The following is a 13,772-nucleotide window of genomic DNA, read 5'->3' as shown; positions in this document are numbered from 1 at the left end:
GTATCGATGTGGTCGTTGTTTGTAATTCCTATGAGTTTGTGAGAGTTATACATTCGTGAGATAAGGAACATTATCACTATACAAATGGAAAATAAGAATTATTGGAGGGGAAAGTTTAATTTGGATAAAACTCAAGTAATGGTTTACTTTACATTGTATGGAGATGAATTTCCAATTGATTATGTGACTGAAACATTGGAAATTGAACCTACAAAAACCTATAAAAAGGGTGATGTTATTGTAAGGCCCCTTAATCAAAATATTACTTCCACAAAAAATCATTATCGATTAGAAACAGCTTGGGAATTAAGCACAGGCTATCAAGAGTCCTTTGATGTGAAAGAGCAAATGGACCAAATTTTAGGACAGTTAAAAAATAAAGCAGCTTTAATAAATTAGTTGAAAACGGAGTATGAACTGGAATGCCATTTTTCCATTGTTATAATAATGAAAAGTGGATACACACCTGGTTTGCATATTGATAAGGAACAGATTGAATTTGCAAATAGTATAAAAGCTGAATTTGATATAGCTTTGTATGCGAACCCTTATGATGAAAATTTTGAGGACTAAAAAAGCAATTATTCTTCAACTAACAGAGGCGTTGATCTAAGAAGGATGAACGCTTTTTGTTTAAGTTCTTATTGGACAAACGGGGCAGTTTTCTCGAAGAAGGAGAAGTTCCCTTTCTGTTGAAGTTGTAGTAAACGAATCAATTACTTTTTGGTCAGTAGGACATTTCGGGAGGGAGTCAAGGGGATTAAATGAAAAATAAAAACCTGAACACTATAAATTGGAGTATTTTCATACTAGTTGTATTGACAGCGGTTATTACTGCAATTATCACACTATATGATCTATACAATACACCTGCCTTTGGTGAAGATGCACAATCTCGTGCGGGATTCCGTTGGGGGACACTTCATATTATTATCTCGATCACTATACTGAGCATTTCCGTTTTTTAGCAGTAGGTTGGAAAAGTTTCTTCCCGTTTAACGTTCCTATTGCTATCATTCTGGTTGGTTTTTGTTATTTATTCTTTTTTCTTTTTTCTTTTTTCTTACATTTACGATTGGATGGGTCGGTGTACAGGATATGCTGGGCTTCATTATAGCTTTGCTAATAGGGATGATTTTAATAATTTCTTATTCAATTTCTTTTCTTATTCAACGTCGTAAGGCTATCAATAAAAGTTAATCATTTGAATTGTTTTAAAAACAACCTTATCAGTTATTGGATGGCAAGGCTTACTGGGCCTGTCTTTTCTTATTATAGTAGCAGGGTAGCATCCTTGTTATAAGTTTGTGAAAATATGTACTTAAAGTAAATCGGGCTTTAGTTAAATAAGGAATACTAGAAGGACTCTATGGGACAGGGTTCTTTTTGTTTGCTCAAAAGTCCACACCATCGTTTAACAAATCTTTCGCTTTAAGGATAAGATGTCGTTCGTAAAAGCTCACTTTTGCGCAAAAACTATTTTCTAAAAGTCAAATAATAATTCGTGATTATTATAACGAACGAGCGATTATGATTGTGATTCATGAAATGGTCGATGAAGTAGCGATGAGACTTCGTTTGCACCACGTAGCAGCAGGGAAAGTCGCTCTTGCTTAGGGCATTGAAGAAAGGGGAGTTAAACATCAAATGCAGCTGTCTAGACAGACAAACTGCACGAAAGACCTGAATACTCAATTTGAAAAACTGTTTAAGACATATTGGAGAGGACAGCCGATCCGGCAAATTTATGTTGTGTAATGATAATAAAGTTGTTTAAATCATAATAAAGTCATTTAAAGACAATAAAGTCATTTAAAATTAAAATAGCTGTTATGATATTCAACGAGCGGGCCATTTGACGGAATAAGATTTAAAGGAGAAACGAAGAGGACAAGATAAAAATAGTAAACTAAAGGTGGTTCAGTATGCAAGAATCTATTGCCGTTATTACAATAGTTTTGTTGATAACGATGGTAATCATTCGTTCAATACAATTAAAAAAACTTGGCATTAAAGCCTTTAAATTTGGCGAAATGGACAGAAGAGATTTCATTATACCTCCATTTGCTGTGCTATTATTTTATGTGATTTTTTCCAATATCATTAACTTACCACGATTGGGAACAGAACTGTTTAGAAATGAATCCGTTGGCTGGATCGGGGTAGCCTTATGCTTACTCGGTCTTTCACTATTCCTATACAGTTTAATTTCATTCGGGAAAAGCTTTAGGGTGGGAATAGATGAAGATAACCCAGGTTCTTTAATTACAACTGGGGCTTTTGCCATAAGTCGAAATCCGATATATACTGCTTTTGGTTTAGTCTTATTAGGAGAATTTTTTATTTATCCAAATTGGATTTTACTATTATATTTGATTGTAGGTTATTGGCTTTTTAATCGGCAAGTACTTCTTGAGGAACAATCGTTGATGAAGATTTACGGTGAAGAATATAAACAATACTGTAAAAAAGTTCGTCGTTACCTTTAGTTAAACGATCTTATTAAGCAATAGGGCGCGGTTGTGGAACAGGAAGTAAAAGGGTGATACCTATTAGTTATGACTAATAGGTATCACCCTTTGCTTCGTTACAACTTTTTACGAATTAGCTATGGCTACGATTTGGTTTTTTTAATTATTATAACAGCATTGTTTTTCGAATGTATGTTAAATGGATCCAAACTTTTTAGAGCAAGAAGTATCCAAAATTATTTAACCTGCCCAATTTACTGCATTCACTTTAGGGCGTTAAGGGTGATCTCGGCAGCCTGCGCAATCAGCGCATCGTCATATTTGGCATCCTTTGTATCATGACGAGACATAATGGCCATAACGATGGGTTCCCTGTCTGGTGGCCAAACAACTGCAATGTCATTTCTCGTTCCGTAACTTCCAGCTCCACTCTTATCACCGACTTTCCAGCCTTCAGGCGCCCCCGCACGAATCAGTTTATCGCCTGTAGCATTCCCTTGCAGCAAATCTGCGAACTGTTCACGCTTCTCACCCGAAAGCAAGTCGCCGATTACGAATGCCTGGAGACTAGTGGCAAGAGCTTTCGGTGTACTAGTGTCACGAGTATTTTCTGGAGTAAATGTATTTAAATCTGGTTCAAAGCGATCCGCCTGGGTAACGTTATCACCTATTTGTCTTAAGGCTTGTTCAAATCCTTTAGGACCTCCCAATGCCTCAAATAAGAGGTTCCCCGCAGTATTGTCACTGAATCGAACTGCCGCCTCACTTAATTCCAAAAGGGTCATCCCGGTATCTATATGTTTCTCTGTAATCGGAGAATAAGGAACTAAATCATCCTTGGTGTAGGTGATAACTTCTTTAAGCTCTTCCAAAGAATTTTGCTGCAGCAAGAGGGCTGCGGCTAAAGCTTTGTAAGTAGAGGCAAAAGCGAAACGCTCTTCTGGTCGATATTCGATCGTCTGGTTCGTGCCCGTATCAATCGCATAGACACCAATCCGAGCATCAAACTCGTTCTCAAGCTGGGCAAGCTTTTCGTCTATATTTGCTCTTTGTCCTACTTCATTTTCCTCTTTAGATGGGGCCTCAGTCGAATGGTCTTTATCCACGCAAGCAGTGAGTATAATCACTGCCAGCAACAACATGAGCTGTGTAAAATGACGCATGCTAAATTTGTGTTTATGTGTGTTTCTCAAATCCATAACCTCTTTCTAGTTTTTATCTATTCAAAATGTAACGGGCTTCTTTGGACTAGCCATAATGAAGCGAGTCCTGTTTTCACTGATTGGCTGGCTGTTTACTTATAGCGCTAATTTAAAATCACTGAGTAGTCACGAAATATCCAATCTATGCCTCCCTTAATCAATATTGGACTACATTTGTAATCAAATATTACATTTGTAGTCTGTGGAAGTCAATCTCTTTAAACTAAAAAAATTTCTCACTCTTTCAGGAAAAGATCCTAAAGGCCATGATTCTCTAAGATTATGTGTTTTAACACTTTATACTGAAAATTGATAAATAGATAATGAAGTGCTAAACTTGAGTGCTTCAAAGATGTGATAAAATTGTAAATGGATAAGAAACAAATTGATGTCCATTTTTATGGAATAAATCACAATAAAGGCAATTGAAATTATTGGAAGGGATCAGGGGAGTGTAAAGGATTATAGTGATACTTCGGAAAATGGAGGTAAGGAGATATGTTTTTCAGCCATTTAGTCACAAGTTTTATTGTGTCATCTATGACTATAGTAGTTATTTTGCTTATTAGGAAATTATTCTCTGATCAACTTTCAGCAAAATGGCAATACAACCTATGGTTTTTATTATTAATCGCATTAACGCTTCCATTTATACCGAAGCAATGGATTCATTTTGAAAATCATTTTAATCTATTCAACATCAATCACGGCAATAGAGTTGGTAACGCTTCTATCCATGCCACTGAAGGTTCTGCGCTTAGTAATACAAATTGGATAGAGGACTTTACGGTATCTGTCAATCATCTTAATTTGACATTCTTGAATGCTGTTTTAACAAGTATTTGGATTGCAGGCATGTTAGTTATGGCTGTCCTTTTCCTCCATGCCTGGTTTAAATTAAAGAAAATAAAAAATACGATAACCGTCTTGAACAACAAAGCCATTTTACACTTATTTGAACGATGCAAGCAGGATTTAAATATATCTAAACCTTTAATAGTAGGAGAATCACCACTCGTCAAATCTCCAATGACATTCGGTCTATTTAAGACCTATGTTGTGCTGCCGGTACGTCTCGACGAATGGTTGTCCAGAAAAGACATCGAATACATTTTTATGCATGAACTGCATCACTATAAATACAAAGATATAGCAACGAATTATCTCATTATCATGTATCAAATTTTGTATTGGTTTCATCCGCTTGTATGGATTGCTTTTAAAAACATGAGAATGGATCGTGAAATAGCTTGCGATATGGCTGTTTTAAAATCTTTAGATGAGCATTGTCATGCAGATTATGGGAATGCGATTATTAATTTTGCAGATCTAGCATCACACTCAAAAGACTTGGCTTGGGCCAATCAGTTTAATGGTTCCAAGGAGCAGATAAAAAAACGGATTGAAAAAATCGCATCCTTTACAATTGAGTCGAAGTGGATGAAGCTGAAAAGTATTTCAATCTTTACCGTTATAGGTGTATTTGTAGCAAGTCAGATCCCCTTCATTTTTGCAATGGCCGCTACTAATGATCGCTACGATTTTACTAATGATCGCGCGTTTTACGAGGATTTGAGCGATTATTTTGTTGGATATGATGGAAGCTTTGTATTATACGATATGAAAGCTAATCAATATAGTATATATAATAAAGATAAAAGCACGCTGAGAATTTCTCCGAATTCTACTTACAAGATTTATAGCGCGTTAATTGGACTAGAGTCAAATGTAATAACAAAGGACAATTCCATTATGAAATGGAATGGAACAAAATATCCTTATGAATCTTGGAATGCGGATCAAAACCTATCAAGTGCCATGAGAAATTCAGTCACCTGGTATTTCCAGGAGTTAAACCAAAGAATCCCGCAAGACACCATCAAGGCTTATCTCGAACAGATAGGCTATGGAAACTATGATCTTTCTGGGGATCAGATTATTGGTTGGAATCTTCATTAAAGATTTCTCCCATTGAACAGGTACAATTGCTATCAGCGTTTTATACAAATCAATTTGGTTTTGAGAATAAGAATATCCAAACCGTGAAAGATGCCCTTATATTAGATGCATACAACGATTCCCGGCTCTCCGGGAAAACGGGCACTGGCAATGTTAATGGCAAAAATATAAACGGTTGGTTCATTGGATATGTAGAGACCAAGAGTAATACTTATTTCTTTGCAACAAATATACAAAATGAAGATAATAGTTATGGAAGCAAGGCAGCGAAAATAACGTTATCAATTTTGAGAGATAAAGGAATCTATTAAGGAAACAGCAGAATAAGTTAAAGCATGTTGTATGTCATCTAAAAGAAGGAGGAGGGTAAGGTTGGCGAAGGAAATCCCAAATATTTCAGAGTCAGAATGGGAAGTAATGAATGTTCTGTGGAAAAAGGCTCCACAAACGGCCAATGATGTTATATCTGTCTTGCAGGAAAAAACGGATTGGAAGCCGAAAACTGTGCGTACTCTTTTGGATCGTCTCGTTCACAAGGAAGTGATAGGTGTCAATAAAGATCAGAGGGTTTATACCTTTTTTCCACTTTATTCGCAAGATGAATGTCAGCGCGCCGAGGCACAGTCTTTTGTTAAGCGAATTTATGGTGGAGCGTTAAAGTCGATGCTAGTTCAGTTTATCCAAGAGGATTCCTTGTCAGAAACGGACATTAAAGAATTACGTTCCATTTTGGACGAAAAGCCTAACAAAAAGAGAACCAAAAAGTGAAATTGCAAGTAGTTGAAATCATAACATTTGATCACTGAATGTCCATTATAGTTTGTAGTAGGAGAAAGAGGAGGATTACCATGTGTTACAGCTCCTCTACATTTGATAATAGGGGAGCAGAAGACGAGGATCGAAAAGACAATCACTTAGCAAATGGAGTCTTTTGGCTTCATATAGCTGCACAAAAAGCAGCAATTTTAAGAATGATTTTATCGTTAATGTTTTGGCACAGGAATCTAATTTCCATGTTTTCACCCACAAAAACTTTCGGATTTGTGGGTGAAAACCATTGTCCAAATGAAGTGGTGCATATAATCTTATTCATTATAAAGGACTTTTTGTTTGTACAAACTAATAAAATTGAACATTTTAATTGTCTTGAATAGCGTGATTAAACGAATACAAGGCTAGTGCTATTCTACGATTTCTTTAAAATCCTTGCCCTCTACTTCGATTTGGCTCATCAATTTCTGATAATTTTCTTTCTCTTTGGTTGATTGGCTCCAAGTTTCCGAGTAAAGATGTGTAATTTGTCCTCCTGCCGCTTGGACAATGGCCTGAACGTTCTCTTCCTCATTGATCAACAAAAAGTAAGAAATAGCTAAGCCTAATTTTTGATTGCTTACTTTGTCTATTTTAGCGTTGGCTAATTGTTTTAGGAGTGGATGATTGATATTTTCCTGTAGTGCTGGTTCATAATCTTTGGCAACAAATTGTCCCATAGTATCTATTAGGCTGCCATCTTTTAAACTTTGCGTAAAATGAGTGACAGCAGGCATATTTTCCTTGATAATCGCCATGTCCTTGTCTTGCTTTTGCTGTTCTTGCACCATAGTAATGGATTCTTTCATTTCTGGTGATATAGGTTCAGGACGATTATAATCGTCGATCATCGCTGGAATAAATCGTACCATAAAGCTTAGAACAATCCCTAACATTAAACAATAGGCTGGCCACTTCCTATATTCCTTTGGCCAATCCATCGTTGTCTCCTTTTTTTGAATAGCCGGCTCAGGCTGCAGTACAGCATCTTTCACCACTGTTTTCTCCTTAATGGCGTCAATGTCTGCAGAACCCCAAATTTTCGATAATTTTACTTCTAACTCATTGGATGACAATGCAGCTTGCGTTTGAATAGGCTGCTCTTGATTTTTTGCCAGCTCTTTTCTCATCTCCTTTAATGCCGTTTTTTGTGTAGCTTTTGTTTTCTTCTGCATTGCCGCTTCTTCTGATTCAGTAAATCCGGACTTTATTAATATCGATTTTGCTATTTTTGAACATATAAACAGGACCAGAAAAAAAGCACCCATGATAATAAATAAGTTATTCCCTAAAAGAGCGTAAGATCCGGCTAATTCTAAAAGCAATACAATCACTGCTAATAATCTTAACGATATTTTATCTTTTGAAAATCTCACAATAAATTGAACAGGAGCAATCCATATTTTTTGCAGAGTCAGCATCATTTCTCGTTTTGCGCGAATGAAGCCATTTTTGGTAGGATAGATTTTTTATAATATTCTCGAATGGTTGGATCATTAGGTTCAAGTCTCATTGCTTCTTCAATCAGAATTTGGGCCTTTTTATATTTTTTTCTCTCGTAGGCGGCCCAGGCAAAATCCAGCAAATTTTTGCTATTTTCCGGATTTGCTTGCAATGCTAGCTGCTCATATTTTTCTGATTCCTTCCAATTGCCAAGATTAAACATGGCCATACTATAATCCTTTAAATACTCATCATTCTGAGGGTGGAGCCTGATTGCCTCTTGAAGGGCAGCTAATCCTTGCTCCTGTGTAATAGAAGGGAGACGGGCATATTGAGAGTGCAGATAATGACTCTGAGGGTAGAGACGGAGGCCTGTTTCTATCAATTCTTTCCGCTTTGATTCCTCTATTCGGAGATCATCGTACATCAATACCGCTAGTGTAAGCACCTCCTCATCTTCAGGTGCTCTACGAAGTGCTTCGTTTATCCAAACCACCACATCATCAGGCTGCTTTAACGTATAGTAATGATAGGCCATTAATAAATAGCCGGGATAATCTTCTGGCTGTTTTCGTATAACCTCCTCAGCCTGCTCTCTTGATTGATCAATTTCCCCATTCTGGATGTAAGACTTAATGAGGTTCACTTTGCTAAGAAACGATTCTTCCATTTACTTCATCCTTTATTTCAAATTGTTTTTATAAATATAGTCCAGCACATCTTTATATTCTTGATTAGCATCACTGAACGTGGCATAACTTTTGGCTGTTGCAAACCATTCAAGCGTCGTTGGCTGCCGTTTTTCCATCGCAGACAATAAATCTTGATTGGTTAAAGGCTGAATTTCTCCTGTTTCAAATGATCTAGCAATGGCTGAATCAATCGCGTCTTTCACTAAGTATTCTAAATCGGCACCGGAAAAATGTTCAGTATATTTTGCCACTAGATCCAATTGCAGGCCTTGCTGTGGTTTTCCTTTCGTCTTAATCGTTAAAATGGCTTTCCGTTCTTCTAATTCCGGCGGCGGCAGAAAGATCAACGAATTAAATCGGCCAGGACGTCTTAGTGCCGGATCCAGATACCATGGGGTATTGGTAGCACCAATGACATAAATTCCTTCATTATCTGAAGCCGAGCCATCAAGTTCAATTAACAATTGATTGACCAGCATCCGTTCATGATGGGCAGACATTTTTTGCCGGTTCCCTCCGAGGGCATCTAATTCATCAATAAACAATACGCAGGGGTTCTTCTTCGAGCATCTTCAAAAAACTCATGCAAATTTTGTTCTGCCTCACCCGTCCACTTTGAAAGAATGGACTGCAGGTCTAAATGGATAAAACGAGCATTAATTTCACCCGCTACCGCTCGAGCCAAAAAAGTTTTTCCACATCCAGGCGGGCCGTAAAAGAGTAAGCCGCCTCCTATTTCCTTTCCAAAGGCTTTAAAAATATCCGGCGATTGAATCGGCAGGATAAAATCCATTTTTATTTTTTTCTTCACTTCTTTTAAACCGCCAACGTCCTCAAACGTTTCGCGCTTCTGTTCTAACTCCACAATTTTATTTTGCTCCTTATCAAACGAAATCACTTTTAATTTGTCCTGTTGATTTTCCTTATTCATTTTGATTCCCCCAGTCAAGGACTTTACAGATTGAAAAATCTTTGTCTAAAAGCATGAAAAATCTTACTAGAAGGTATTACCAATAAAGCACCTTATTCATCATAAGTCACTAAATGCCTATTTTTCAATATTATAAAAGTCTTAATGTTTTAGAAAATCGGGTCAGGTCCGCGCTTAGCTAATATTTTAATGAAGAGGAAAAATGATTTTAATAGTACGGTTAATCGTAAGAATCCTATAAGTGAATTCTCCGCAAAAGGGCACAATTGCTGAGCAATACAGGGCCAACCTTTTACAAAATGAGAATAGGTTCGTTGGATAAGAAATCATTTTGAGCCATCTTTTTTCAAAATGGTTTCTTTATTTTGTTGTGAATGGGGGAGTATCAGGCTTTTGCTCAATTGTTTTGAGGACAGTGAAGAAAAAACTTCCTTTAATTCAAATAAAGTGGTTGCGTGATGAGGTACATGTGTATATATTGTGTATATAGTATATATACAATATATAAAGGTTTGAATGACCATATGTAAATCGCTCTTCAATGGCAATCACTGAAAGGGTAACAGCCAGCTACACTTATTATCTATTTAAGGATCATTTAGTAGAGACTCAGGATGTTAAAACGTGAGAGGAGAAAACTTCAATGTCAGGCGCAGAAAAAACACTTCCTATGAATCGAGCAAGACGCTGGATGATCACCATTGGACTATTTTTGATGGTTCAATTGCTCTTTGTCGCTATTGACGGCACTTTCCTGGAGCCAAATATAAATGATAGTGGCCATTTATTTGCCAGAATAGCGAGAGGAATTTTAGGATCGAGATTATTTACAGAATGGATTATTCCTTATTCCTTCCCGTTTTTTAATATGTTCATGACCATTCACGTTATAGCTATAATGATTCAGGCCGTACAAGACCTTATTTCAAGTATGTTTTCAAAAAAGTAAAGAAGAGGGATTGGCATGCAAATAATTATTTCCAACAGTTCAAAGGAGCCGATTTATGAGCAAATTACGAATCAAATTAAATCGTCTATTTTAGCAGGTGAGTTACAAGAGGGGACAGCATTGCCTTCCATACGCCAGCTTGCAAAGGATTTGCAAATTAGTGTGATTACAACGAAACGAGCCTATGAGGAATTGGAGAAGGCGGGCTTTATTTATTCTATTGTTGGAAAAGGCTCTTTTGTTGCAGAACAAAATTTAGAGGTTATCAGAGAGAAGAAACTGAAGGTGATTGAGGAGCAGCTAAGTGCGGTGATAACGAATAGTAGGGAAATTGGACTGTCACTTGATGAATTGCAGCAATTATTGAAGATTTTATATGAGGAGTGAAACGGATGGAAAATGTGGTTGAACTAAAGAATGTCACGAAAAGATTTAAAGATTTTTCTGTAAAAAATATTAATTTACAAGTGAAGCAAGGCTTTGTAACGGGATTTATTGGAGCAAATGGAGCGGGTAAATCGACAACGATCAAAATGATGATGAATCTATTAAAGCCCGATGACGGGGAGGTGAAGATTTTCGGTTTAGACTACACGACACATGAGAAGGCGATCAAGGAGCGGATTGGGTTCGTATATGATGGCAACGTATTTTTTGAAGGGCTGAATTTAAAAGATATAAAACGCATTGTAGCGCCAGCTTACAAACATTGGAATGATACACTATTTTATCAATATATCGAGCAATTCGAATTGCCGCTTAATAAAGCGATAAAAACTTTCTCAAAAGGGATGCAAATGAAGGCGTCATTGGCGATAGCCTTATCGCATCATGCAGAGCTGATTATTATGGATGAGCCGACAGCAGGCTTAGATCCCATTTTTAGACGGGAGCTGCTGGAGTTGTTACAGGAATTAATGATTGATGGTCAGCGTACCATTTTCTTCTCTACGCATATTACAACAGATTTAGATCGTATCGCAGATTATATCGCTTTTATACAGAGTGGAGAAGTCGTATTTAATCAATCCATCCACGATGTAGCTGAAAACTATGCGCTCGTTAGAGGAGGAGTGGATCTTTTAGATAGAGACACAGAAAAAGCTTTTGTTCACATTCATCGTGCACCAACAGGATTTGAAGCATTAACCGATGATATTAAAGAAGTCAAAGATATCTTTGGAAATTCGGTTGTCATTGAACGAGCGTCTCTAGAGGATATTATGTATTACTTGAAAGGAAGAAAAAGCTATGCTTAATTTAATCAAACGTGATGTCATCCTACAGAAACGACAGCTATTGATCTTTATTCCTTTTATTGTATTTTTTATTTTTATGGACTCACATCCGGCTTTGATTTTTCTAGTGGCCAGTATTTTTATTCCTTTTAATACGTATGCCTATGATGAAAAAGCAGAGACAAATATTTTGTTAAATTCCCTACCCTATACACGTAAGGAAATTATCGCATCACGCTATTTTGGTGCCATTATTTATATGGTTTTAGCTAGTGGTGTGACAAGTCTAGCATTATTTGTATTTAATAAATCGTTTACGATGACTGATATGGCGATTGGCGGCGGCTTATTTTTATTATTCGCTTCGTTTACCTTCCCATTATTTCATATTTTCAAACCGGGCTATATTACAACGGTCGTGCTTATTAGCTTTATCGTTATAGCAGGGGTAGGTCCGCATATTGTATTGTTTATAGCTGAACGTTTGACAGCGATAACTGATTTTATCCTCAATTTACCTAACTCCGCTTTATACACAGGAGAGGCAGTGGCTATCCTGACACTCTATGCTGCTTCTTGGGGATTACCACTGTTATTTATCAGCGGAAAGCATTTTAAAATGATATCATTCGCTCATCTCAAGATGTATGGGCCAAACAAGAGAGAACGGTTTCATTAATGGTTCGTCGGTTAGACATTGGTAATAACTTGCTGTAGAATAGTTTCAATGTTTAGTGGATTTGGGGAGGATATGATGAACGAAGAAGAAAATAAAGCTGGTTGGGATGCAATTGATCAAGCAATGAAGGATTTATATGGAGAACAAGAGCCTAAACATTTTGGAACGCTAATTTCCTATATGCTCGGGGGGAATGACCCTTTAGATGGGATCAGTGTATATGTGGCAAAAGAACCTATTGAGCATTGGCATTTTGTGACCTATGGGTTTTCAGAGCTCTACGAAAAAGAAACAGAAGATCCTGAAAACAGCGGCTTTGGATTTGAATTAACGTTCAGGCTAGCAAAGGCGGATCATGAAACAGAACCGCCAAACTGGGCACTGAACCTTTTACAAAATCTTGCCAGATATATATTTGGAAGTGGAAATGTATTTAAAAAAGGTGATTACATGGATGCCAATGGCCCCATCTGCCTTGAATCAAATACAGCTTTAACAGCACTTGCATTTACGAACGATCCTGAACTGTCTAGTATGGATACGCCGAATGGGAAGGTCGAGTTTATTCAAGTTGTGGGAATTACAGCGGATGAATTGGAAGCCATGCAAATATGGAATACACTTGGTGTCTTAAAGGCCTGTGCCAATCATATGCCCTATTATATTACCGATCTATCGCGTACATCCTTTCTTCATGACGCAAAGGTAAATGACGCTATTCAAAAAGGAAGTAAAACAGACGGATCAAATACTGGCTTTCTTTTTAACGAACAAATCACATGGAAGCCTGCCCAAAAAAATTGTTCAAGAGATTGCCTGCTACCGTAACATTTGGAGCTAAGCAAGCGAATACTATTGGGAAGGTACTTCAGGGGCGTGCGGTGAAAAAAGAGCCGCTTAGATTAGTAAGTAATGAAGCGAAAGTTGTTTTTTTATTCGGAGATCAGCCACAGGTAACGGAAAAAGAAGGTTACATGGAGATTATGTTAAACGAAAAGGCCATGAAAGAATTAACAGAGCAGCTTCAACCTTGTGTAAAAAAGTTTTCCATCCCTTCTTTAGAATCGGTTGTCTTTGAAATTGTGAAAACAGATGTAAAAGATTCAGAGGGACATGTCGTTGAAACGATTGGGTAGATCTGATTTGGAGATAAAGTTTGATAATTAAAGAGCATAATCAAAAGGATTAGCATGTAAATAAAAGAGCTCCCTCATAGGGGCTCTTTCGTTCGTCGATGTTGCATTTTTTAGATTTGAAATAAAGCACGATGTTTATAAAAAGCTTAACTAAAACCCCTGAGTTGATAGGCAGGATTTTTTCTTTTTCTACAAACGGGCCCAATTCTTAAATAAGGCATGTGGCATCAGAAAAATATGGATTTACAACGTGAAGGAAATG

8 protein-coding genes and 6 pseudogenes are annotated in these 13,772 nt (G+C 37.1%); 9 read left to right on the top strand and 5 right to left on the bottom strand.

Features of this window, described 5'->3' with window-relative positions; genetic code table 11:
- Window positions 1-84: 84 nt before the first annotated feature.
- Together CJ483_RS22975 and CJ483_RS22965 are read left to right on the top strand one after the other, a co-directional pair.
- Window positions 85-573 (top strand): annotated as a pseudogene (locus CJ483_RS22975) (DUF4279 domain-containing protein).
- Between the two features lie 1,352 nt (window positions 574-1,925).
- The gene (locus tag CJ483_RS22965) at window positions 1,926-2,489 is read left to right on the top strand and encodes a methyltransferase family protein (protein ID WP_120038462.1); all 564 of its coding nucleotides are present in this window, start codon (window positions 1,926-1,928) and stop codon (window positions 2,487-2,489) included.
- Between the two features lie 245 nt (window positions 2,490-2,734).
- Here the strand turns inward: CJ483_RS22965 and bla are convergent, their stop codons facing one another.
- Complete coding sequence (gene bla / locus CJ483_RS22960) at window positions 2,735-3,613, bottom strand: class A beta-lactamase (RefSeq protein ID WP_481747757.1); 879 nt, start codon at window positions 3,611-3,613, stop codon at window positions 2,735-2,737.
- A 558-nt stretch (window positions 3,614-4,171) separates the two neighbouring features.
- On the opposite strand from bla, the pseudogene CJ483_RS22955 reads away from it, so the two are divergent.
- Window positions 4,172-5,943, top strand: a pseudogene (locus tag CJ483_RS22955) (BlaR1 family beta-lactam sensor/signal transducer).
- Window positions 5,944-6,004: 61 nt separating this feature from the next.
- On the top strand, window positions 6,005-6,400 hold the full coding sequence (blaI, locus tag CJ483_RS22950; protein WP_120038460.1) for a penicillinase repressor BlaI: 396 nt from the start codon (window positions 6,005-6,007) through the stop codon (window positions 6,398-6,400).
- A 120-nt stretch (window positions 6,401-6,520) separates the two neighbouring features.
- Here blaI and CJ483_RS25345 read toward each other — a convergent pair.
- From CJ483_RS25345 to CJ483_RS22930, 4 genes and pseudogenes are all read right to left on the bottom strand, one after another.
- Window positions 6,521-6,725: pseudogene (locus CJ483_RS25345) on the bottom strand (IS4 family transposase); the annotation flags it as partial.
- Between the two features lie 88 nt (window positions 6,726-6,813).
- Window positions 6,814-7,617: a hypothetical protein gene (locus CJ483_RS22940; protein WP_142927254.1), complete on the bottom strand. Its 804-nt coding sequence runs from the start codon at window positions 7,615-7,617 to the stop codon at window positions 6,814-6,816.
- A 245-nt stretch (window positions 7,618-7,862) separates the two neighbouring features.
- Window positions 7,863-8,555 carry a tetratricopeptide repeat protein gene (locus tag CJ483_RS22935; protein WP_120038454.1) on the bottom strand — a complete coding sequence of 231 codons (693 nt, stop codon included), beginning with the start codon at window positions 8,553-8,555 and terminating at the stop codon, window positions 7,863-7,865.
- Window positions 8,556-8,567: 12 nt separating this feature from the next.
- Window positions 8,568-9,508: pseudogene (locus CJ483_RS22930) on the bottom strand (ATP-binding protein).
- Between the two features lie 643 nt (window positions 9,509-10,151).
- Between CJ483_RS22930 and CJ483_RS22925 the strand changes: the two are divergent.
- From CJ483_RS22925 to CJ483_RS22905, 5 genes and pseudogenes are all read left to right on the top strand, one after another.
- A complete protein-coding gene (locus CJ483_RS22925) occupies window positions 10,152-10,457 on the top strand; it encodes a YfzA family protein (protein ID WP_120038452.1) in 306 nt (101 codons plus the stop codon).
- A 15-nt stretch (window positions 10,458-10,472) separates the two neighbouring features.
- Entirely contained in the window at window positions 10,473-10,844 is a 372-nt protein-coding gene (locus CJ483_RS22920; RefSeq protein WP_120038450.1) for a GntR family transcriptional regulator, read from the top strand.
- A 5-nt stretch (window positions 10,845-10,849) separates the two neighbouring features.
- Complete coding sequence (locus CJ483_RS22915) at window positions 10,850-11,716, top strand: ABC transporter ATP-binding protein (protein ID WP_120038448.1); 867 nt, start codon at window positions 10,850-10,852, stop codon at window positions 11,714-11,716.
- Window positions 11,709-12,313 (top strand): annotated as a pseudogene (locus CJ483_RS22910) (ABC-2 transporter permease). Before CJ483_RS22915 ends, CJ483_RS22910 begins: the two are co-directional and overlap by 8 nt.
- A 136-nt stretch (window positions 12,314-12,449) precedes the next feature.
- Window positions 12,450-13,510 (top strand): annotated as a pseudogene (locus CJ483_RS22905) (suppressor of fused domain protein).
- The last annotated feature ends 262 nt before the right edge of the window (window positions 13,511-13,772 follow it).

This window comes from Bacillus sp. PK3_68, assembly GCF_003600835.1.
GTDB lineage: Bacteria > Bacillota > Bacilli > Bacillales > Domibacillaceae > Pseudobacillus.
The sequence above is the reverse complement of the archived record's forward strand: the minus strand, read 5'-3'. Positions and strand labels throughout refer to the sequence as shown.

Bases quoted from the DNA above. Each gene is read 5' to 3' on its own strand.
- bla (WP_481747757.1), bottom strand. From the start codon at position 3,613: ATGTTGTTGCTGGCAGTGATTATACTCACTGCTTGCGTGGATAAAGAC.
- CJ483_RS22920 (WP_120038450.1), top strand. From the start codon at position 10,473: ATGCAAATAATTATTTCCAACAGTTCAAAGGAGCCGATTTATGAGCAA.
- CJ483_RS22925 (WP_120038452.1), top strand. From the start codon at position 10,152: ATGTCAGGCGCAGAAAAAACACTTCCTATGAATCGAGCAAGACGCTGG.
- CJ483_RS22915 (WP_120038448.1), top strand. From the start codon at position 10,850: ATGGAAAATGTGGTTGAACTAAAGAATGTCACGAAAAGATTTAAAGAT.
- CJ483_RS22940 (WP_142927254.1), bottom strand. From the start codon at position 7,617: ATGCAGAAGAAAACAAAAGCTACACAAAAAACGGCATTAAAGGAGATG.
- CJ483_RS22965 (WP_120038462.1), top strand. From the start codon at position 1,926: ATGCAAGAATCTATTGCCGTTATTACAATAGTTTTGTTGATAACGATG.
- CJ483_RS22935 (WP_120038454.1), bottom strand. From the start codon at position 8,555: ATGGAAGAATCGTTTCTTAGCAAAGTGAACCTCATTAAGTCTTACATC.